This window comes from Actinoplanes sp. M2I2 (assembly GCF_023544445.1).
GTDB lineage: Bacteria > Actinomycetota > Actinomycetes > Mycobacteriales > Micromonosporaceae > Actinoplanes.
Map to the genome: position 1 here is coordinate 184,099 of NZ_JALPVJ010000018.1, position 20,326 is coordinate 204,424.

General features: G+C 70.3%; 19 protein-coding genes. 9 read left to right on the forward strand and 10 right to left on the reverse strand.

The window, feature by feature from the left end:
• The first annotated feature begins 3 nt into the window (after positions 1-3).
• A complete protein-coding gene (locus HJC40_RS32995) occupies positions 4-1,923 on the forward strand; it encodes a potassium transporter Kup (protein WP_250007204.1) in 1,920 nt (639 codons plus the stop codon).
• Here the strand turns inward: HJC40_RS32995 and HJC40_RS33000 are convergent.
• Entirely contained in the window at positions 1,898-2,623 is a 726-nt protein-coding gene (locus HJC40_RS33000) for a hypothetical protein (RefSeq protein ID WP_250007206.1), read from the reverse strand. The two genes, HJC40_RS32995 and HJC40_RS33000, sit on opposite strands and share 26 nt — an antisense overlap.
• Positions 2,624-2,979: 356 nt before the next feature.
• Here HJC40_RS33000 and HJC40_RS33005 point away from each other — a divergent pair, with 356 nt between their 5' ends.
• Positions 2,980-3,609 (forward strand): hypothetical protein, encoded by a 630-nt coding sequence (locus tag HJC40_RS33005; protein WP_250007208.1) that lies wholly within the window; start codon positions 2,980-2,982, stop codon positions 3,607-3,609.
• Positions 3,606-5,120: a glycosyltransferase gene (locus tag HJC40_RS33010; protein WP_250007210.1), complete on the forward strand. Its 1,515-nt coding sequence runs from the start codon at positions 3,606-3,608 to the stop codon at positions 5,118-5,120. Before HJC40_RS33005 ends, HJC40_RS33010 begins: the two co-directional genes overlap by 4 nt.
• Positions 5,121-5,152: 32 nt before the next feature.
• Here HJC40_RS33010 and HJC40_RS33015 read toward each other — a convergent pair whose 3' ends face one another.
• From HJC40_RS33015 to HJC40_RS33030, 4 genes are read right to left on the reverse strand one after another with little or no spacing between them, the layout of a single operon-like run.
• The gene (locus HJC40_RS33015) at positions 5,153-5,782 is read right to left on the reverse strand and encodes a MarC family protein (RefSeq protein ID WP_250007212.1); all 630 of its coding nucleotides are present in this window, start codon (positions 5,780-5,782) and stop codon (positions 5,153-5,155) included.
• A 6-nt stretch (positions 5,783-5,788) separates the two neighbouring features.
• A complete protein-coding gene (locus HJC40_RS33020; RefSeq protein ID WP_250007214.1) occupies positions 5,789-7,036 on the reverse strand; it encodes an arginine deiminase in 1,248 nt (415 codons plus the stop codon).
• A gap of 16 nt (positions 7,037-7,052) precedes the next feature.
• Positions 7,053-8,462 carry a basic amino acid/polyamine antiporter gene (locus HJC40_RS33025; RefSeq protein WP_250007216.1) on the reverse strand — a complete coding sequence of 470 codons (1,410 nt, stop codon included), beginning with the start codon at positions 8,460-8,462 and terminating at the stop codon, positions 7,053-7,055.
• 19 nt (positions 8,463-8,481) lie between these two features.
• A complete protein-coding gene (locus HJC40_RS33030; RefSeq protein ID WP_250007217.1) occupies positions 8,482-9,147 on the reverse strand; it encodes a S1C family serine protease in 666 nt (221 codons plus the stop codon).
• Between the two features lie 169 nt (positions 9,148-9,316).
• Here HJC40_RS33030 and HJC40_RS33035 point away from each other — a divergent pair, with 169 nt between their 5' ends.
• Both HJC40_RS33035 and HJC40_RS33040 read left to right on the forward strand, forming a co-directional pair.
• Positions 9,317-10,285: a class I SAM-dependent methyltransferase gene (locus tag HJC40_RS33035; protein WP_250007219.1), complete on the forward strand. Its 969-nt coding sequence runs from the start codon at positions 9,317-9,319 to the stop codon at positions 10,283-10,285.
• The gene (locus tag HJC40_RS33040) at positions 10,282-11,442 is read left to right on the forward strand and encodes a glutamate--cysteine ligase (RefSeq protein WP_250007221.1); all 1,161 of its coding nucleotides are present in this window, start codon (positions 10,282-10,284) and stop codon (positions 11,440-11,442) included. The genes HJC40_RS33035 and HJC40_RS33040 overlap by 4 nt, the downstream gene beginning before the upstream one ends.
• A gap of 49 nt (positions 11,443-11,491) precedes the next feature.
• Here the strand turns inward: HJC40_RS33040 and HJC40_RS33045 are convergent, their stop codons facing one another.
• Genes HJC40_RS33045 through HJC40_RS33060 form a run of 4 tightly spaced genes read right to left on the reverse strand, consistent with a single transcriptional unit; the run spans position 11,492 to position 16,205 of the window.
• Entirely contained in the window at positions 11,492-12,886 is a 1,395-nt protein-coding gene (locus tag HJC40_RS33045; protein WP_250007225.1) for a M20/M25/M40 family metallo-hydrolase, read from the reverse strand.
• A 9-nt stretch (positions 12,887-12,895) separates the two neighbouring features.
• The gene (locus HJC40_RS33050; RefSeq protein ID WP_250007227.1) at positions 12,896-14,008 is read right to left on the reverse strand and encodes a phytanoyl-CoA dioxygenase family protein; all 1,113 of its coding nucleotides are present in this window, start codon (positions 14,006-14,008) and stop codon (positions 12,896-12,898) included.
• A 39-nt stretch (positions 14,009-14,047) separates the two neighbouring features.
• Positions 14,048-15,157: a hypothetical protein gene (locus tag HJC40_RS33055; RefSeq protein ID WP_250007229.1), complete on the reverse strand. Its 1,110-nt coding sequence runs from the start codon at positions 15,155-15,157 to the stop codon at positions 14,048-14,050.
• Positions 15,126-16,205, reverse strand: coding sequence for a helix-turn-helix transcriptional regulator (locus HJC40_RS33060; protein WP_250007231.1), 1,080 nt, complete (start codon positions 16,203-16,205; stop codon positions 15,126-15,128). Before HJC40_RS33060 ends, HJC40_RS33055 begins: the two co-directional genes overlap by 32 nt.
• A gap of 346 nt (positions 16,206-16,551) precedes the next feature.
• On the opposite strand from HJC40_RS33060, the gene HJC40_RS33065 reads away from it, so the two are divergent.
• From HJC40_RS33065 to HJC40_RS33080, 4 genes are all read left to right on the forward strand, one after another.
• On the forward strand, positions 16,552-16,803 hold the full coding sequence (locus HJC40_RS33065; RefSeq protein WP_250007233.1) for a hypothetical protein: 252 nt from the start codon (positions 16,552-16,554) through the stop codon (positions 16,801-16,803).
• A 78-nt stretch (positions 16,804-16,881) separates the two neighbouring features.
• A complete protein-coding gene (locus HJC40_RS33070; protein WP_250007235.1) occupies positions 16,882-17,400 on the forward strand; it encodes a GNAT family N-acetyltransferase in 519 nt (172 codons plus the stop codon).
• 75 nt (positions 17,401-17,475) lie between these two features.
• Positions 17,476-18,147 (forward strand): polysaccharide deacetylase family protein, encoded by a 672-nt coding sequence (locus tag HJC40_RS33075; protein WP_250007237.1) that lies wholly within the window; start codon positions 17,476-17,478, stop codon positions 18,145-18,147.
• 248 nt (positions 18,148-18,395) lie between these two features.
• Entirely contained in the window at positions 18,396-19,487 is a 1,092-nt protein-coding gene (locus tag HJC40_RS33080; RefSeq protein ID WP_250007239.1) for a glycosyltransferase family 4 protein, read from the forward strand.
• Here the strand turns inward: HJC40_RS33080 and HJC40_RS33085 are convergent.
• Positions 19,469-20,266: a PIG-L family deacetylase gene (locus HJC40_RS33085; RefSeq protein WP_250007241.1), complete on the reverse strand. Its 798-nt coding sequence runs from the start codon at positions 20,264-20,266 to the stop codon at positions 19,469-19,471. The genes HJC40_RS33080 and HJC40_RS33085 overlap by 19 nt on opposite strands.
• Positions 20,267-20,326 lie beyond the last annotated feature (60 nt).

Here is a 20,326-nt window from a genome sequence, read left to right on the forward strand (position 1 = left end):
CGGGTGACCCAAGAGGCGCCCCACCGTGGCCATCCCAAACTGAGTACTGCCGTGGTGGTGGGTGCGCTCGGCGTGGTGTTCGGCGACATCGGCACCAGCCCGATCTACACGGTGCAGACCCTGTTCAACCCCGACGACCCGCACCCGGTGCCGCTCACCGACGCCAACATCTTCGGCGTCGTGTCGACGATCTTCTGGTCGGTCATGATCATCGTGACGCTCACCTACGTCACGCTCGTGATGCGGGTGAACAACGACGGTGAGGGCGGCATCATGGCCCTGATCACCCTGCTGCGCCGCTGGGGCACCTCGACGGGCCGGCGCAGCGCGGTGCTCCTGGCCCTGCTCGGCATCTTCGGCGCCGCGCTGTTCTTCGGCGACAGCATGATCACCCCGGCCATCTCGGTGCTGTCCGCGGTCGAGGGACTCGAAGTGGTGCGGCCGGGGCTCGAGGCCATCGTCGTGCCGCTCACCGCTCTGATCATCGTCGTGCTGTTCGCCGTGCAGCGACGGGGTACCGCGGCGGTCGGCCGCCTCTTCGGCCCGGTGATGATCCTGTGGTTCACGGTGATCGGCGCGGCCGGCGTGTACGGCATCGTCCGTGAGCCCCGCATCCTCGAGGCGCTGTCCCCGACGTACGCCATCGGTTTCCTGGCCGGGCACTTCCACATCGCCTTCTTCGCGCTCGCCGCGGTCGTGCTCGCCGTGACCGGGGCCGAGGCCCTCTACGCCGACATGGGCCACTTCGGCCGCCGGGCGATCGTGCGCGGGTGGCTGGGGCTCGTGCTGCCGGCGTTGACGCTGAGCTACCTCGGTCAGGGCGCCCTGCTGCTGGGTGACCGGAGCGCCGTGACCGGGCCGTTCTTCCTGCTGGTGCCCGGGTGGGGCCGCCTGCCGCTGGTGATCCTGGCCACCGCGGCCACGGTGATCGCCGCCCAGGCCGTCATCACCGGGGCCTACTCGGTGGCCTCCCAGGCGGGTCAGCTGGGCTATCTGCCGCGCCTGCGGATCGCGCACACCTCCGAGTCGACCATCGGCCAGATCTACGTCCCGTGGATCAACTGGCTGCTGATGATCTCGGTGCTGGTCCTGGTGTTCGCCTTCCGCAGCTCGGCCGCGCTGGCCTACGCGTACGGCATGGCCGTCATCGGGACGATCACCATCACCACGCTGCTGTTCTTCTATTTCGCCCGGGTCCGGTGGAACGCGCCGCTGCCCCTGGTGCTGGCCGGCGGTGGCATCCTGCTGGCGTTCGACCTGCTGTTCCTGGCGGCCAACCTCACCAAGCTGGCCCACGGCGCCTGGTTGCCGCTGCTCATCGGCGTGGCCGCGTTCACCGTGATGGCGACCTGGCAGCGGGGGCGCGCGGTCGTGACCGCGGAACGTGACCGGGCCGAGGGCACGCTGAGCGAGTTCGTCGACGACATCCAGACTCGGCAGCCGCCGCTGAGCCGGGTGCCCGGCACGGCGATCTTCCTGAACCGCGGCAAGCAGACCGCCCCGCTCGCGCTGCGGGCCAACGTCGAGCACAACCACGTGCGGCACGAGCACGTCGTCGTCCTGTCGATCGACACCCTGCCCGTGCCCCGGCTGGCCGACGACCAGCGCATCGAGGTCGACCACCTGGGCTACGCCGGGGACGGCATCACGCACGTCACCGCCCGTTACGGCTACATGGAGACACCGGACGTGCCGGCCCTGCTGGCCATGCTCGACTCCGAGCTGACCGAGGGCGAGATCTCGGTCGACGAGGCCTCGTACTTCCTGTCGAAGATCGAGCTCGTCCGGGGCACGTCCCCCACCATGGCGCCGTGGCGCAAACGCCTCTTCATCGCCACGTCCTACATCACGGCGGACGCGGCGGAGTACTTCAGCCTCCCCCGCGACCGCACGGTGATCATGGGTTCGCGAATAGAGGTCTGAAATACCGGAGCGTCGCCTCCGTCTTGGTCACCTGCGGCTCGTCGTCCGGGACGATCCCGTACGCCCGGAGCGCGCTGGACGTCTCGGCGGCCACCGCGGCCGCCTTGCCCGACGGGCAGCGCGTGGAGAGCTCGGCGATCGACGAGCCGTCCGGGAAGGTCCACTCCTCGGCCATCAGCGGGTGGTCGAGCGCGGCCAGCGTGAGCCGGCACTTGCGCACCTCGACCGGGCCGAAGGTGAGCAGGGCGCTCAGAGGCACGCTGGCGTACGCGGTGAGCAGCCGCCGCTGCCGGCCGGAGAGCAGCCGGGCGAGCGGTTTGCCGGCGGCGATCGTGCGCTCGACCTCGTGCCGGCCGAGGGAGCGCTTGAGGGCGCCCGAGCAGGCGTAGTTGTCGGGCAGCGCGTCGATCTCGACCGCGAACCCGTTGTCGTTGCGCAGCCAGGCCGGCAACGCCTTGGGAAGCACCGGCCGCAACTTGACCACGGCGTCGCCGGCCCGGCCCTCGGTGCTGCGGACCCGCACGATGAGACCGTGCTGCTGGAGGGCGAGATCGGGCGTGTCGAGGAAATAGACCCGCCGGGCCAGGCCGCCGTCGAAATTGGCGTCCAGCGAGCGAAGATCGCCCGACGAGACGGCCACTTTGAGCTCGACCTTGGGGGCCTGTTTGGTCTTCGGAGGTTGCCAGAAACACCTGGTCATCACTGCTTCAGTCACTACACGCCCGCGTGTCTGGTGGTCCGACATGCCGACCCGCATTGCCCGAATCGGCGAAACAAAACCTACCTCTTCCTCACGTAGACGCTTATTGATGAATACCAGCGGAAAATCGCACGTTAACTTTCCGTTAACCTTGAAAACCCTCGTCGTTTACCGCCGCCGCCATCATACCTCGCTCGGCCGCCGCAGCGTTTTGCGCAGATTGCTCCCGTCACGGGCGGTGGACCACCGAAAAGAACCCCGGCCGAAACCTTCAAGCGCGGTCGTCGCGCCGCCGATGAGGTGTCGAGCAGAGCGCGGGCGGGCCGCGCCGGTCTCGAAGCGAAGGGTTCCCCCACGTGCGCCTCCCCCGAAGCGTGGCCGCCGGACTGGCCGCCGCCGTACTGTGCGGCAGCCTGACCGGCTGCAGCAGCCTCAAGCAGCTCACGAGCAGCAGCAAGCCGCTGATCGGCGACAGCAGCCCGAGCGCGTCGCCCTCCCCGGGGCCGAGCACGAGCACGGGCACCCGGGCGGTCGTGCTGCCGGTCCGGCCCAGTGGGCCGTTGGACACCGGCACGGTCACCCACCGGCTCAAGCAGGGCACCTTCACGGTCCAGCTGACCTACTGGACGTCCGACAACGCCAAGCTCTACACGGCCGAGTCGCTGAAGACGATCAACGTCGCGGCCCACGTCGAGGATGCCGACGACACCCACCGCATCACCATCAGCACCTTCCAGGTGATCCAGGACGACGGCACCAAGCGGTCAACGGTGACCCGCGACAACGGCAAGTTCGACGTGACCCCGCCGTACCCCTACAACACCGTGGTGACGCTGCCGGCGGCCACGACCGGAGCGACGAAGCTCACGGTGTCGATCCGGCTGGACCTGCTGGTGGAGACCGCTCCGAAGTCGGACAGCTACTACCGCTCCACCGCCCTGGACACCCTCACCCTGCCGCTGCTCACGAATGGTGCCCCCCGATGACCGAGTCCAGCCCCGGCCTGCGCCGGGCCACCGACCGCCAGATCCTGCTGCCCCGCAGCTCCAAGGCCGGGCCGCTGGCGTTGCCGCCGGCCGTCCCGCAGCTGCACGAGCTGGAGGCGGTCGAGACGATCGCCGGCGAGATCGCCGCCTCGGCCACCAACGCGACCCCGCGCAACGCCACGATCAGCTGCATCATCCCCTGCTACAACGAGCAGGACACGATCGCCGACGTGCTGCGGAGCCTGCTGGCGCAGACGCGGCTGCCGGACGTCATCCACGTGATCATCAACAACACGGACGACGACACCCCCGAGATCGCCCGCGGCTTCGAGGGCCGGCACACCCGTACGGTGAAGGGCGAGGAGTTCGTCACCACGGTGCACGTGCACGACATGGGGGTGAACCCCGACAAGAAGGTCGGCGCGCTCAACTACGGCTACTTCCTGTCGCGCGGCTTCGACTACATCCTCGGTGTCGACGGCGACACCACCCTGGCCCGCGACGCCGTGGAGCGGCTCGAGCTGGAGATGACCGACGACCCGCGCATCGGCGGGCTCAGCGCGATCTACAGCATCGACAAGAACCGCAAGGGCCTGATGGCGCGGTTCCTGGTGGCCGGGCAGCGCGCGCAGTTCGCCGCGTTCAACATGGACAACCTGCTCCGCGGCCGCAACATGGCCGTGCTGGGCGGGCAGTGCAGCTTGTTCAACATGCGGGCGCTCGAGACCGTCATGGTCCGCCACTATCAGCAGGCGCCGTGGGTGCGTGACAGCGAGGTCGAGGACAGCAAGCTGTCGCTCCAGATCAAGGACGCCGGCTTCAGCACGAAGATCAGCGCCAGCGCCCGGGCGTACGTCGGCCCGATGACCAACCTCCGCGCGCTGCACGGTCAGCAGGTGAAGTGGAACTTCGGCGCCATCGACCTGTTCTGGCCCGGCCAGCGCGGTGACAGCAAGGGCCAGCCGCTGCACCCCAACCTGCGGCTGCGGTGGTTCGAGAACATCTCGATGGCGTTCAACATCGTTTCGCGGCTGGGCTTCCTGCTGCTGCTGGTGGCCGCGCTGTCGATCGACGCCTTCGTGTTCAATCCGATCTGGCTCATCCCGCCGGCCATCGCGATGCTGCTCAACCTGCGTCTCGCGCTGTCCATGAAGGACAAGAGCGCCTCCGACATCCTCTATGCGGCGCTTTTCATCCCGGCCGAGCTCTACATGTTCGTACGGATGGGGCACTTCGTCTCGGCCTGGGCACAATTCCTGGCCAAGACCGATCAGGACAACTGGGCCGCCCAGGCCAACGCGGAGAAGGGCAAGGGCTCGGCCTACGTCATGCCGCTGGTCGTGCTGATCGCCATCGTGGGCGGGGCCACCTTCGCCTGGACCCAGCAGAGCGTGGGCGTGCAGTCGGCGATCCTCTCTCTCGGCTGGCCGTTGCTCTACATCGCCACCATCGCGCAGACCGTCTTCATGCTGCGCAAGCTGGTCCGCCGCCACCGCGGCTTCGCGGTCTGATCCGGCGGGGGCGCCGGGCGACCGGCGCCCCCTCAGTCCGCGGCCGCGAGCACCAGCTCGGTGAAGCCGTTGGCCAGCAGGATGACCGCGATGGAGGTCAGCAGGATGCCGGCCACGCGGTCCAGGATCAGGCCGATCCGGGGCGAGATGCGCCGGTCGACGTGGCCCGAGAGATACAGCGTCAGCCCGGTCACGACGGCGTAGGCGAGCGCGGCGACCGAAAGCATCAGCCGCTCGCCGTTGCTCTCGGCGTCGGCCGAGGCGGCCACCCCGAACGCGAAGGTGGTGCCGCCGACCGTCAGCGGGAAGGTCAGCGGGGTGAAGAGCACGGAACGCCAGGGCACCCCGGCCACCGCCTCCTCGCCGGCGGTCTCGGTGACCACGCTCCCCCGCATCAACGGCACCGCGGCCAGCAACAGCGCGATCCCGCCGGTCGCGGTCAGCGCCGCGGTGCTGATGCCGAGCAGGACGAGCAGCGGTTCGCCGACCCAGATGGCGACCAGGACGAACACGACGACGTTGAGAGTCAGCCCGACGGCCAGCCGGACCTGCTCCTTGCGGGCGTACGGGCGGACGATCGGCAGGTACGACGCCAGGGCCGCGACCGGGCTGTAGAGCGCGAACAGCGCCAGGAACAGCACCAGCGCGCTGTGCTCGTCCATCCGCGGTCAGAATTCCACGGCGTCACGGATGAGCGGGCAGGTCATGCAGTGCCCGCCGCCACGCCCCCGGCCGAGCTCGGCGCCGACGATCGTGATGACCTCGACCCCGGCCTTGCGCAGCAGCGTGTTGGTGAGCGTGTTCCGGTCGTACGTGAAGACCGTGCCCGGCTCGAGGGCGACCGCGTTGTTGCCGCTGTCCCACTGCTGGCGCTCGGACTGGTAGACGTCGCCGCCGGTCTCGATCACCCGCAGCTCCTTGAGGCCGAGCGACTCGGCCACGACGTCGACGAACATCCGCGAGCCCTCGTCGGTGATGTCGATCCCGTGCCGGTTGTCGCTGGGCCGCAGCGAGAACGTGTGGATGCCGTCCACGATCGCCGGGTAGAGCGTCGCGATGTCGCGGTCGGCGAAGGTGAACACGGTGTCCAGGTGCATGGCGGCGCGCAGCTTGGGCATGCCGGCCACGACCACCCGCTCGGCCGCGCCCTGATCGAAGAGCGCCTTGGCCACCTGGGTGATGGCCTGCCGGGACGTGCGCTCGCTCATGCCGACCAGCACGACCCCGTTGCCCACCGGCATCACGTCGCCGCCCTCGAACGTGGCCAGGCCCCATTCCTGCTCCGGGTCGCCCCACCAGATCGTCGAGCCGGCGAAATCCGGGTGGAACTGGTAGATCGCCTTCATCAGCAGCGTCTCGTCGTGACGGGCGGGCCAGTACAGAGGGTTGAGGGTGACCCCGCCGTAGAGCCAGCACGTCGTGTCCCGCGTGTAGAGGGTGTTGGGCAACGGCGGCATCAGATATTCGCGGACGCCGGTGGACTCGCGGGCCAGGGCGACGTACCCGGACCGGAAGTCGTCCGGCAGGTCCGAGGTGGCCAGTCCGCCGATCAGATAGACGGCCAGCTCGCGCGGGGCGAGCGACTCGAGGAACGTCCGGGTGTCGTCGACCAGCCCGATGCCCACCTCGTTGGGGATGATCTTGCGGTCGAGCAGCCAGGTCCGGGCCTGCGGGAGCGCCATGGTCTGCTCCAGCAGGTTGTGCAGCTCGACCACTTCGACGTCGCGCTCCCGCAGCTTGTTGACGAAGTCGGCGTGGTCGCGCTGCGCGTTCTCCACCCACATGACGTCGTCGAAGAGCAGGTCGTCGGCGTTGCTGGGGGTGAGCCGGCGGTGCGCCAGCCCGGGTGAGCAGACCAGCACCTTGCGTAGCCGGCCGACCTCGGAGTGGACGCCGTAGGGGGTGGTTCCGGTCATGATCGACTCCTAAGGGTCAGATGGAGATCCAGCCGGCGGCCAGCGCCACGATGCCGACGACGGCGCCGGCGACCGAGACGGCCAGGATGATGAGCTCGCGCGGTGAGAAGAGCCGGCGGCCCTGCTCGCGCCGGGCCATGACGAACAGGATCGTGGCCGGGGCGTAGAGGATGAACGAGACGAGCAGGAACTTGAGGCCGGCCGCGAACAGCAGGAACACGGTGTAGGCGGTGGCGATCAGCGGCACCGTCAGACCCCGGCCGCGGCCCAGCTTGACCGCGTACGCGGCGGCCAGCAGGAACGGGACCAGGCTGAGCGCGCTGGTGAGGTCGAGCGCGAAGTTGAAGGCGTCCTCGGAGAAGTAGGTGATGACCAGGACGACCTGGACGAGGATCGTGGTCAGCAGCAGCGAGTTGAACGGCACGTCGGCGCCCCGGGTCCGGCCCAGGAAGCGCGGCATGTCGTCGTCACGCGCGGCCACGAAGAGCACCTCGGCCGCCATCAGCGTCCAGGCCAGATAGGCGCCCAGCACCGAGACGATCAGCCCGACGCTGACCAGCACCTTGCCCCACTGACCGAACGCGGCCTCGAGCACACCGCCCATCGACGGCTGCCGGAGCTGCGCGATCTCCTGATAGGGCAGGATCCCGTACGAGACGACGGTGACCGAGGCGAAGACGGCGAAGACGCTGAGAAAGCCCAGGACGGTGGCCCGGCCGACGTCGGACCGGCGGGCCGCGTGCCGGGAGTAGACGCTCGCCCCCTCGACCCCGAGGAACACGAACACGGTGACCAGCATCGTGCCCCGCACCTGCTCGAACAGCGAGCCCAGATCGCTGCCGCCCCGCAGGTTGTCGGCGAAGACACCCGGGTCGAGGGCGAACAGCGCGAGCAGGACGAACGCGATGATGGGCACGAGCTTGGCCACGGTGACGACCCGGTTGATGACGGCCGCGTCCTTGACCCCGCGCTGCACGAGATAGAAGAAGGCCCAGACCCCGATCGTCGAGAACACGATCGCCAGCACCGTGTCGCCCTCGCCCAGCGCCGGGACGATGGTCCCGATCGTCGACATGATCAGCACCCAGTAGGTGACGTTGCCGACACACGAGCTGGCCCAGTAGCCGAACGCGGAGAAGAAGCCGAGATACTCCCCGAAACCCGCTTTGGCGTACGCGTAGACGCCCGCATCGAGCTCGGGTTTGCGGACGGCGAGGGTCTGGAACACGAACGCGAGCATCAGCATGCCGGACCCGGCGATCACCCAGGCGATGAGCGAGCCGAGCACCGCGGTCTCCTGGGCGAACCGCCGGGGCAGCGAGAACACCCCCGCGCCGACCATCGACCCGACGACCATCGCCGTCATGGTCATCAGGGTCAGCTTCTGCGGTGTGCTGATCGCCGTCCTGGTGTCGGTCGCGCCCATGGCTGTCCCTCCTTCGAGCTCAGATCGCGGATACGGGCACCGGCGCTGTCGACGGCTTGCCGGCCCGGACGTACGTCACCCCGACCGGCTGGCCGGGGCTGTGCGCACGGACCGCGACCAGCATCTGATCGACGCTGTCCACGGGCTTGCCGCCGATGCTGGGGTGGGTGACCCGGCCGGTGTCGATGATCTGGTCGGCGACCGAGCGGGCGAAGTCCATCGGGATCGCGAAGTTGAGCCCGATGCTGCCGCCCCCGCCGCCGGGCACCTGGGCGCCGGCCGAGTTGACGCCGACCTGCCGGCCCGAGCAGTCCACCAGCGGGCCGCCGCTGTTGCCGGGGTTGATCGCGGCGTCGGTCTGCACCGCGTTGACCAGCGCGCTCGGCCGGCCGCCGTGACCGACGTCGACGGCGCCCCGGGCGAAGTCGACGGTGATCCGGCCACCGGTGGCGGCCGAGGCGATGACGTGGTCGTTGGTCAGGATGTTGCCGGCCGTGTCGAGCACCGAGCCCGACGCCAGGCCGGACTCCTCGGCCCCCTGCACCTGGATCGTCACCAGCGACGGGAAGACCCGTTCGGCCATGCCGGTCACGTCGCAGCCGGTCGAGGCGGCCGGCGTGGCCACGGGCGACCGGCCGGGCGCCCACCAGGCGCCGAGGAGGCCGCCGACGAAGCCGGAAGCCACACACACAGCACGGCCGCGCCGGCGATCACCGTTCCCGCGCCCTCACGCATCGTGGGTTCCATCCGGCACCTCCTGTCCCGCCGACCGTGCCGCACCGGGGCGGGACCGGGCATCATCCGTCGGGGATGAACGCTGGAATGAAGCGGCGATCTCCGGGAAAGCGCGGCCCATGACTACGACCAGAACGGCTCCCGCCGCCACCTCCGCGTTGACCCAGGCCGACGCGGCGCTCCTCCGGCTCGGTGAGACGCTCAAAGACATGGGTTACCGGTTCACCACCGTCACACCGGCCACCCATGAGCGCGTCAACCGGCGTCCGGAGAACGCCACCGCGCGAAGCCTGCGCGACGTTCTCGGCTGGAGCCGGCCGTTCGCCCCCGACCTGCTGCCCGCGCCGATCGTCGACCTGCTCCGGGCGGCCGGCGCGGTGGACACCAGCGGGGAGCTGTGGCGCAGCCGGGTGCGCTTCTCCTCGTACGACGACGAGCTGTTCGTCCACTCGGCGTTCCCCACCGACGCGCCCGACTCGGTGTTCTTCGGCCCCGACACCTACCGCATGGCTGACGCCGCCGCGGCCTGCGCGAGCGGCCGCGAGGTCTTCCGCGCGGCCGACATCGGCTGCGGCACCGGCGCGGGGGCGATCACCGTGGCCAAGCGGGCCCCCGGCGCCGAGGTGTTCGCGCTGGACATCAACGAGACCGCACTGCGGTACGCCCGGATCAACGCCGCCCTGGCCGGCATCGACCGGGTGCTGCCCCGCCACAGCAACCTGCTCGACGGTGTCACCGGCTCCTTCGACCTGATCGTCTCCAACCCGCCGTTCATGATCGACCCGGCCGGCCGGACGTACCGCGACGGCGGTGGCCGGGACGGCAACGAGCTGTCGCTCACGATCATCGACCTCGCGGCCCAGCGGCTCGCCCCCGGCGGTTCGCTCGTGCTGTTCAGCGGGTGTGGCATCGTCGACGGTCACGACGTGTTGCGGGCGGCGGCCGAGCGGCGGCTGGCCGGCACCGACCTGACCTGGACCTATCGTGAGGTGGACCCGGACGTGTACGACGAGGAGCTGGACGGTCCGGCGTACGCCCGGGCCGAGCGGATCGCCGTGGTGCTGCTGACCGCCACGCGGCCCCGATGACGCTCCCGCCCGGCGGCGGCGCCACGCCCGGCGCCGCCGCTGTCGGGGCCGCCGTCGGAGCCGCCGGCGGGGCCGCCGTCGGGGCCACCATCGGGGTCGAGGAAGAGTTCCTGCTGGTCGATCTGGACACGGCGGAGAACGCGCCGATGGCCGAGAAGGTCTACGCCGGGCTGGACGACGCGCTGCGCCACCGGGTCCGCCGGGAGTTCCGGCCGAGCATGGTCGAGATGGTCACCGACGTCTGCGCCGGGCTGGACGAGCTGCGCGAGCAGTTGCTGACGGCCCGGCGGGCGACGGCGGCGGCGGCCCGGGCCACGGGCGCGCGCCTCGTGGCGGTGGGGGCGACCCCGGTCGCCGAGCCCGTGCGCGAGCCGACCGACGACACCCGGTTCCGCCGGATCGTGGATCACTACGGGCCGATCGCCCGTGACCCCGCGGTCTGCGGTTGCCACGTGCACGTCGGGGTGCCCGACCCGGCGCTCGCCGTGGACGTCTGCACCTGGATGCGGCCCTGGCTGCCGGTGATCCAGGCCTTGGCGGCCAACTCGCCCCTGTTCGAGGGCTCGGACACCGGCTATGCCAGCTGGCGGTCCATCCAGCTCGACCGGTGGCCCAGCCTGGGACCGTGGCCACATCTGGAGTCGGCCGAGGAGTACGAGAACACGGTCCGGGCGCTGATCGACTCGGGCGAGATGATGGACCGGACCATGCTGTTCTGGTTCTCCCGCCCGTCGGCGCAGTTCCCGACCGTGGAGGTGCGGGTCGCCGACGTCTGCCTCGAGGCGGCCGACACCGTGCTGATCGCCGGGCTGGTGCGAGGGCTGGTCAGCACTGCGGCGTCCTCGGCGTTCGCCCCGGTGGTGGTGCCCGACGTGGTGCTCGAGGCGGCCCACTGGAACGCCGCCCGGCAGGGCGTCGGAGGCACCCTGCTCGACCCGCGCTCGGGCCGGGCCCGGCCGGCCTGGGACCTGATCGGCGAGCTGGTCGAGCTCATCGGGCCGGCCCTGCGTGAGCACGGCGACCTCGGCGTCGTGACGGCCGAGCTCGATCGGGTGCACCGCGAGGGCACCGGCGCCGATCGTCAGCGCCGCCTGGTCGCCGGCGCCGGAGTGGCCGGCGCCCTCGAACAGGTGGCGCACGCGACCGTCAGGGGGTGACTTCCCCCAGGCGGGGCCGGACCGGCCGCGCCTGGGGGAAGGCGGACACCTAGGATCCGTCGGCCGAGTCGAGGGCCAGGCCGTGCCAGAAGTGGGCCAGGGTGGCGGCGCCGTCGAGGAGCATGCGGATGGAGACGCGCTCGTCGTCGTCGTGCCAGCGATCCTCGGGCAGGCCGACGCCGAAGAACAGCACCGGGGCGCCGAGCTTGCGGGTCAGCAGCTCGGCCGGGCCGCCGCCCGCGTTGCCCATCCGGCCGGGCCGCTTGCCGAAGCCCTCCTCCATCGCCGCCGCCAGGGTGGCCAGCGCGGGCAGGTCGCCCGGGGTCCGGTACGGCTCCTGGGAGATCTGCTCCGAGATGGTCAGGTCGTACTCGACCCGGTCGTCCAAGCGTGCGGCCACCCACTGCCGCAGCTGCTTCTCGACCGTGGCGGCGCGCTGGCCGGTCGCCGTACGGATGCTCAGCCGGGCCGTCGCCGTTGCCGGGACGGCAGCCCGGGGCAGGCCGACCGGATCGCCGGCCAGCATCCCGATCACCTCGACGGCGGGCCGTTCCCAGAGCCGCTCGAGCACCGTGTAGCCGTGCTCGCCGCCGATGCCGCGGGTCTCCGAGCGTTCGAGCCAGTCCTCGTCGCTGTACGGCAGCGCCGCCAGTTCGGCCCGCCGCGCCTCGGTGATCTCCTCCACGTCGTCGTAGAAACCGGGGAACGTGATGCGTCCCCGGTCGTCGTGGAGCGAGCCGATCAGCGCGGCCAGCTCGATCGCCGGGTTGATCGCCGGCCCGGACACCGCCCCGCTGTGCACGTCGCGCAGCGGCCCCATCACCTGCAGTTCGGCGCTGATCATGCCGCGCAGGCTGGTGCAGATCGCGGGGTGGTCGGCCCGCCAGGTCAGCGTGTCGCTGAAGACGATCAGGTCGGCGTCGAGCAGCTCCTGGTGCTCGTCCACGGCGTCGGAGAGGTGGGCCGAGCCGCTCTCCTCCTCGCCTTCGATCAGCAGCTTGAGGTTGACCGCGGGCGCGTCCCGGCCGGTGGCGGCCAGGTGGGCCCGCAGGCCCCAGAGGTGGCTGAGCACCTGGCCCTTGGCGTCCGAGGCGCCCCGGCCATAGAGGTAGCCGTCCCGCTCGGTCGCCGAGTACGGCGCGGTCTCCTCCCACTGCTCGTCGTCGGTCTTCCGGACGTCGTGGTGGCTGTAGATCAGCACGGTCGGGGCGCCGGGCGCCTCGCACCATTCGGCGTAGACGGCGGGCGCACCCTCGATCCGCCACACGTCGACGGTCGGGAACCCGATCGCCCGCAGGGTCCCGGCCAGCCAGTTGGCCGACCGGATCAGGTCCGGCCCGGTCTCCGGCTGCCCGGCCACCGAAGCCAGCCTGATCCAGCCGGTCAGCTCGTTGACCAGGTCGTCACGATGCTCGGTCAGGAAGTCGGGAACATTCGTCGGCACGGGCGCCGACTACCCGGAATGCGCCCGTTCATACGCGCGCAGTTCCTGCTCGAAGCGGTCGGTCTCCCACTGTTCGGTGAGCGCCAGCCGGACGAGCTCAGCCTGGGTGCGCGGGGCCAGGCCGCCGATGGGCTGGTCGCGATCGAGATCGGTGGGGAACGCGTAGCCCTCGGCCGACGCCGCGATGACGTTGTCGACCGACCCGCCGAAGTCCCGCAGCACCGGGTACAGGGCCCGCGCCATCGCGGCCCGGTCGACCGTCTCCATCGCCCGGCCGAAACCCGAGGAGATCTGCAGAAGGTTGGCCATCCGCCGGACATCGGTGGACCGGTTGGTCCCGGCGGCGTGGAACAGGGCCGGGTTGAAGAACGCCGCGTCGCCCTTGGCCAGCGGCAGCTGCACGTGGTGCTCGTCGAAGTAGGCCGTGAACGGTTCCTGGTGGAAGGCGACGTAGCCGGCCGGGTACTTCTGCGAGTGCGGCAGATAGAGGGTCGGCCCGGTCTCGACCGGCATGTCGACGTGCGCGACCGCGCCCTGCAGCGTCAGCACCGGCGACAGCGCGTGCACGTGCGCCGGGTACTGCAGCGCCTGGTCCTGGGACATGAAGCCGAGGTGGTAATCGCGGTGCGCGACCTGAGCCCGGCCTCCCGGGTTGACCACGTTGACCTGTGAGGTCACCTGATAGCCGGGGCCGAGCCAGGCCCGGGCGACCAGCGCCAGCACGGCGTTGTCGTAGTACTCCGCGAACGCCGCCGGGTCACGCACCGCGAACTTGTCGAGCGCGCGCCACACCCGGTCGTTGGCGCCCGGCTGGGCGAAGTGGTCGCCGCCCCGCACCCCGGCCGCCTTCTGCTCCTCGATCATCGTCCCGAACACCTCGGTCGCCCGGTCGACCACGCCGGGCGCGAACGCGCCGGTGAACACGACGATGCCGGGCCCGTCGCGCAGGGCCCGGATGAGTTCGCCCTGGACCTCCCGGGTATCGGGCAGGGAGCCCGGATAGACGAGCACGTTGCCGACGACCTCGGCCGCGTGCGGATAGCCGGTCAGTTCCGTCTTCTGCTCGCAGACTGCCCGGAAGTCCTCCAGGTCGCAGTCGGCGGCGGTGAGCCACGTTGTCATGACAGTCACGGTAGGACCCGGGACCGGCCGGTGGCGTGCTCAGGAACGGAGGTGGGCCAGCGCCTCGTCGATGGACAGGCCGACCGGGAGCCCCTCGATCCAGGCCCGCCACGCCTGCTTGTCGACCTGCCAGGTCTTGAGGTAGCCGACGCAGTCGTCCGGCGTGAACTGCTGGAGGCTCGTGCGGGCCGCGTGCAGGGCCTCGGCCATCTGCATGCGACGGAACACCGAGATGCCGGGAGCGCTGTCCAGACGGCGCAGGACACCGCTGATGAACTGCTCCCGGTCGGCCCGGAAGGCGCGCCAGAACTGGCTGGTGGCCGCCTCCTCGAGCGTCCGGCCGTCGTCCAGGAGGGAGAACAGGCCCTCGGCCAGGCAGTCGCCGAACTCCTCGGTCGCCGCCCGGTTGCGAACCGCGTACGGGTCGAAGCGCGCCTGGCTGAACGTGCCGTGCACGGCGCAGGTGGTGAGTCCCCGCGGGTCCAGCAGGAAGAACCAGTCCTCGTTGTAGATGCTGGTGAAGAACGATGTCGCCCGGCTGCGGCGGAACAGCATCGCGCCGGACCCGATGAACGTGCCCTGCTCTCCACCGGTGTCGCGGTGCGCGTGGCAGACCACCGAGTTGTCGGGGAAGCCGACGTTCTCCAGCCCGACAACCTCGTAATCGTCGAGCAACGCGGCCGCCCGCCGTACCTCGGACGCGTCCTGGATGTCGATGTCGTCGTCGAGGAACAGGACGCGTTCCCACCCGGCCATCCAGGCCAGCGCCAGACCGAAGTTGCGCTTGCCGGGAGTGTCGGTCCGGCGCCGGAGCGGGCTGTCGGCCAGCAGGAGCCGGGTCTCGAGGACGGGCACCCGGCTCGTGGCCGGGGACTCGACGGCGAGCACCTCGACCCCGGAGCCGGCGGTCTGCGCCCGGACGTCCCGCGGGTTCGCGCCGAGGCTGCACAGCACCAGCAGCGGGCAGCCCAGCTCGGCGGCCAGCCGGGTGGCGTGGGTGAGGCTGGTGGCCGACCGCGCCGCCGGCACGATGATCGCGTCGACGTCGGCCTCGGTCTCGACGACCGGGACGTGGTGCAGGAGCGGGCGGTGCGTCGTCCGTTGCCGGGGCTGCGCATCAATGGGCAGCAGTACCGCTGGAGCGGTCACGCTCGGCCTCCGGCCACTCGTGTAGACGAATGTCGTCCACAGTCCAGTCGGGGACGACGACTTCATTGGCGACGATCTTCACGCGGCAGACGATGCTATAGGTGTCGGTGCTGTGAAATCTACGGTCGACGTACGCCGCGTTCCGCTCCTGGATCTTCGGGTCGGTGAGGGCACGCACGATTCCGTAGCTTCCGCGGCTGTACATGCCGTTGAAGAATGTCAGTGTTCGCTCACGATTATAGGGATTCGGAGCGCGCAGGAAGTGGGCAACGTCCTCCTTCAGAGTGGTGCTGCCCTGGTCACGGCGGAGTTTCGGGGAGTACTCGACACGCCGGCCGCCCGCGTCGCCGACCGAGAACGCCCCGGTCTCCTGGAACGTCTCGCGCCTCAGCTGCTTCACCGGCACGTGGCTGAGGTCGGTCAGGGCGGCCTCGGTCACCTCGTTGAAGTCGACGCCGCCGAGCGCGATGAGATGCGCGGTCAGGTCGTCGGTCGACAGCTCCCGCGGCACGCCCACGGTGGTGGGGTTGGTCGGGTTCATGCCCCGGATGAACGACAGCAGCTCGATCAGCGCGTCGAGATCGGCGTACTTGTACGACTCGACGTAGTCGGGGCCCTGGGGCCGGGACACGTCGCCGAACTGGTTGCGCACGTGCGCCGGCAGCTCCGACGGGACGATGGTGATCGCCTGGCCGGGCGGGAACCGCAGCGGGTGCGGGATCTCCGGCTCGCTCAGCGCGTCGGGCAGGCCGGCGCCGCGGCCGCGCAGCGCGTGCAGGTCGCGTCGCAGTTCCTGATACACCTGCTGCTCGTCGACGCTGAGCTGTTCGAGCGCGGGCAACGAGGACACCGGCTCGGCGAGAGCGAAGAAGAGCGCGTAGTCGTCCAGGCGCTCGATCGGCGGCACGATGCCGTGCTCCCAGGAGGAGATCAGCGGGACGCTCACGCCGAGCACGCGGCTCAGCGCCCGCTGGGTCAGGGGCTGCCCAGGCCGGGCCGAGGTGCGCAGCTCCTTCAGGCGATCGGCCAGCGTGGTCACCGTGGGCATCGGCGCCGTCTCCTTCAGTTAACTTCAGTAAACCGCTGAAGCACAGCCCGAAGAATAGACCTTCACATCAGGAAAAGCATGAGTGAAGCCGAATGAAGCATCGTCAATTGTTTGAGTGACAGGAAATTGACCGCTGCTAACGCTACTTCAGTGAAGTACTGAAGTTTAGGCTGAGCCTACAAGAGGCGCTGAACTCAAGCGCCGACAGGGGTGATGACGATGCCGATGCCCGGACGTTCTCCTCGACCACGTGAGCCACCGCGACGAAGCGCCGCTCCTCCGCTCCCGCGCCCGCCCCGAAGATGCCCCGTCGCGAACTCGCCTCTTTGTCAGGGAAGGCCAGCCCATGTCCAACCTCGTCCCCTTCGCCGCGGCGGCCGGCTCCACTCCGGAGCTTCCGACCGACCTCATGAGCACCATCGCGATCGTGGTCGCGGTCATGCTGCTCGGCTTCGCGGTCAGCTGGGCCCGCTCCGTCCTGGTCGCCGTCTGGCAGATGACCCGGATGCTGCTCAACTCGCTCGGTGTCGTCGTCCTGCTCTTCCTCTCTCTCGTCGCGCTGATCGGCGCGCTAGTTGTCTCGGCCTTCGGCCGCTGACGAACCCACGTGCCTCGGCCGCTCACCGGGGCACGTGCCCGGTTCGCGGCCGGGCCGGATGTGGGCTTAGCTGTGCGGGTGGCAGTGACGATCCGCGCCGCGGCCCGCGACGACATCGAGCTGCTCCTCGGATCCCTCGGCGTCGAGCACCATGAGTTCTTTCTCGGCCGGGTCCCTCTGCAGGAAAAGGGTCTGGGCGAGGTTCTGCTGGCCTTCGAGGACGGTCGCCCGGTGGGCGGGGTGTTCCTCTCCTGGGGCCTCGCCACCGAGCCCGAGGTCCGGCGGCACCTGGCCGGCGTACCGATGATCTTTCATCTGCATGTCGCCCCGGCCCGGCGGCACCGCGGGATCGGCCGGGCCCTGCTGCGGCGGGCCGAGGCGAATCTGCGGGCGCGAGGCCACCGGCAGGTGCTGCTCGGGGTGGACAAGTCCAACAAGGTGGCTCGCGACCTCTACCTGTGGCTCGGCTTCGTGCAGCCGGCCGAGCCCGACCTGCGCGACCTGCGGGCGACCCCCGAGCCGGGCGCGCGGGACCACTCGGTCGGCGACACCTACGACATCCTGGTCGCCGATCTGCACCGGACAGTGCCCGGTTAGTTCCGGGCCCTGCTGGCCGTGGCTGCCGGCTGGTCGCCCAGACGTTGCTGCCGCGGATCTGATTTACGCTCAAGCATGGCCACCGACGGGTTTCTGCGCTGGCGGGAACCCGTCGCCCGGGCCCTGTCCCGGGTGATTCCCGGCGACGTGCTGTGGTTCGTCGACACCGCCGCGCCCGTGTTCGCGCTGACCTTCGACGACGGTCCGCACCCCGGCACCACCCCCGAGCTGCTCGAGGTGCTGCGCCGCCACCGGGCCAAGGCGACGTTCTTCCTCATCGGTGAGCGGGTCACGGCGTACGGAGATCTCGTGGAACAGATCGTCGCCGACGGGCACGAGATCGCCAACCACCTGATGCGCGACGAGCGGTCGGTGCGCCTGCCCGACGACCGGTTCCGCCGCGACCTGGCCGAGGTGAGCCGCCGGCTGGAGGCGTACGGCCCGGTCCGGTGGTTCCGCCCGGGCTCCGGCTTCTTCACCCCGCGCATGCTGCGCTCGGCCGCCGATCACGGTCTGCGCGCGGTGCTCGGCACCCTGGTCGCGGACAACACCCGGCCCGGCGACGCCGCGATCGCCGGGGACCTGGCCGCCTCGATCCGCCCGGGGACGATCGTCGTGCTGCACGAGGGCACCACCCACCGCCGCGGCGTGGCCGCCACGACCGACGAACTGCTCTCCACCCTCGCCGCCCGCGGCCTGACCACCGTCACCGTCACCGGCCTCGTCGAGTCGGGCCGTCGGCCCTGAGCCGGACCGGTCCGTTCTGTCCTCTCCGCCGGGACGCGGCCCGGTCGCGTGACTTCCGACGATTCGGTACGTCCGGGGGCACGGCCTGGCGATCGTCCGCGACTCGCCGCCGCATCGGTGATTCGCGACCGGCTGACGGCCCGTAGCGTCGAGCTCACCATGTGCGCCAACGATTGCTACTCATGACCGGCCTCGGGAGTGAATCAGCGCCGGCCGCCGGCCCGAGGACACGACGGCAGTCCGTGGCGATGTCCATCTTCGACAGCCTGGGCAACCCGCACTACAGCGGCGGCGGCCCGGTCGTCGTCCACGAGATCGCCACCAGGCTGGCCCGCGACTACGACGTCGTGGTCTACACCGCGTCGTACCGGGGAAGCCGATCGGGCACCCGGGACGGCGTCCGGTACGTCCATCTTCCGGTGGGTTGGGCCGGTCCCCGCGGTGGACAACTCCTGTTCCAGCTCCTGCTGCCGCTCGTGGCCGTCTTCGGCCGCCAGGCCACGTGGATCGAGACGCTGACGCCACCGGTGTCGGCGAGCCTGCTTCCGGTGTTCTCGCGCCGGCCCGTCGTCGCCCTGGTGCAGATGCTCAGCGGCGCCGACATGGCGCGCAAGTACAAATTGCCCTTCCACCTCGCGGAACGCCGGCTTCTGCGGCTCTATCGGCATTTCGTCACGCTCAACGAGACGGATCGGGCGGTGATCTCGCGGTACGCCCGCAAGGCCACCTGCGAGGTGATTCCCAACGGCACCCATCGTGCGGAGCTCGCCCGCGAGGACTTCGGCGGCGGCGACCACCTCCTGTTCCTCGGCCGCGTCGACGTCGAGCAGAAAGGCCTGGACCTGCTGATGGAGGCGGTCCGCCGGTTGCCACCCGGGATGCCCCTGGTCGTCGCCGGTTCGGGCGCGATCGCGGAAGAGAACAAGCTGCGTCGGCTGGCCGAGGCCACCGGCGTCGACATAGTGCTGGCCGGACGGGTCGCCGGGGCGGACAAGGAGCGGCTGATCCGGTCGTGCGCGGCCCTGGTGGTGCCGTCCCGGTACGAGACGTTCAGCCTCTCGGCGCTGGAGGCGATGGCCCACGGCAAGCCGGTGGTGTATTTCGACCTGCCGCAGTTGCGCTGGATCGGCGACGACTGCGCGATTCCCGTACCGGCCTTCGACGTCGACGCGCTGGGCCGGGCGATGCGCGACCTGGCCACCGACGCGGCACGGCGCGAGTCCCTCGGCCGCCGGGGCTACGCCCGCAGTCTCGACCACGATTGGGACGTCCTCGGCGATCGGTACCGGAGCGTGGTCCAGAACGTTCTCCGGCCTCGCCGTCACCGGTCCGCGACGTAGTACGTCTCGGGCGACCGCGGAATGATCCCGCCCGGAAAAAGGCCGCCCACCTGACTGCCGTAGCCCTCGATCAGACGCGCCTTGGCGCCGATTCCCTCCTCCCATCGCCAGGGCAGCAACCCGTTCCGGGAAAGAAATCTCTGGTCGACCGATGATGATTGATCGTACGGAAAGTCGGAGAAGTAGACGGCCCGCTCGCCGAATTGCGCGCCCGCCTGCCGGGCGATGAGATGATCCACATGTCGGCCGACCCCGACCGGGCAGAACACCAGTCGTGCGCCGGTCGCTCCGGCCACCGCCGCCACCGCCGCACCGACCTCGGCGACCATCGGGCGGTCGCCGCGCGCCAGCCGCCCGCGGGCGATGTCGTAGCGGTAGGTCGGATAGCGGTGCGCGAGCTCGGGCAGCAACCGCCCGGCGCGTGCCGGCAGCCCGCCCCGCAGCCGGCGCCTCCGGAACAGAGCGTCAGGAAAGTCCAGGTGAACGGCCCGCACCCGCAGCTGGGCGAGCACGTCGAGGTCCTCCTGCCGACGGGTCTCGAACAGCGTCCGGGCGTCGCCGGCGCCACAGCCCTCGAGGAAGCCACGGGCGGCGTACGTGTGCGGAGGTTCGGCGGCGGCGGTGAACACCGTCACGACAACAACGGGGCAGGCGCTCGCGACGGCTTCGAGAAAGGCGCCGCAAGACAGCACCGCGTCGTCCAGATGGGGCGAAACGAACATGATGGTATCGCCGGAGGACAATGCGTCACGCAATTTCCCCGGCACCGCTGCGATCATTGTTGATTTCCTTTCACTCACGCGAGAATAAATCTCGGGTACCCCTCTCCGAAACATTCG

Excerpts from the sequence above, each read along its gene's own strand:
- HJC40_RS33080 (WP_250007239.1), top strand. The coding sequence starts at position 18,396 with ATGTCCATCTTCGACAGCCTGGGCAACCCGCACTACAGCGGCGGCGGC.
- HJC40_RS33015 (WP_250007212.1), bottom strand. The coding sequence starts at position 5,782 with ATGGACGAGCACAGCGCGCTGGTGCTGTTCCTGGCGCTGTTCGCGCTC.
- HJC40_RS33065 (WP_250007233.1), top strand. The coding sequence starts at position 16,552 with ATGTCCAACCTCGTCCCCTTCGCCGCGGCGGCCGGCTCCACTCCGGAG.
- HJC40_RS33040 (WP_250007221.1), top strand. The coding sequence starts at position 10,282 with ATGACGCTCCCGCCCGGCGGCGGCGCCACGCCCGGCGCCGCCGCTGTC.
- HJC40_RS33010 (WP_250007210.1), top strand. The coding sequence starts at position 3,606 with ATGACCGAGTCCAGCCCCGGCCTGCGCCGGGCCACCGACCGCCAGATC.
- HJC40_RS33050 (WP_250007227.1), bottom strand. The coding sequence starts at position 14,008 with ATGACAACGTGGCTCACCGCCGCCGACTGCGACCTGGAGGACTTCCGG.
- HJC40_RS33085 (WP_250007241.1), bottom strand. The coding sequence starts at position 20,266 with ATGATCGCAGCGGTGCCGGGGAAATTGCGTGACGCATTGTCCTCCGGC.
- HJC40_RS33020 (WP_250007214.1), bottom strand. The coding sequence starts at position 7,036 with ATGACCGGAACCACCCCCTACGGCGTCCACTCCGAGGTCGGCCGGCTA.
- HJC40_RS33000 (WP_250007206.1), bottom strand. The coding sequence starts at position 2,623 with ATGACCAGGTGTTTCTGGCAACCTCCGAAGACCAAACAGGCCCCCAAG.
- HJC40_RS33075 (WP_250007237.1), top strand. The coding sequence starts at position 17,476 with ATGGCCACCGACGGGTTTCTGCGCTGGCGGGAACCCGTCGCCCGGGCC.
- HJC40_RS33060 (WP_250007231.1), bottom strand. The coding sequence starts at position 16,205 with ATGCCCACGGTGACCACGCTGGCCGATCGCCTGAAGGAGCTGCGCACC.
- HJC40_RS33035 (WP_250007219.1), top strand. The coding sequence starts at position 9,317 with ATGACTACGACCAGAACGGCTCCCGCCGCCACCTCCGCGTTGACCCAG.
- HJC40_RS33025 (WP_250007216.1), bottom strand. The coding sequence starts at position 8,462 with ATGGGCGCGACCGACACCAGGACGGCGATCAGCACACCGCAGAAGCTG.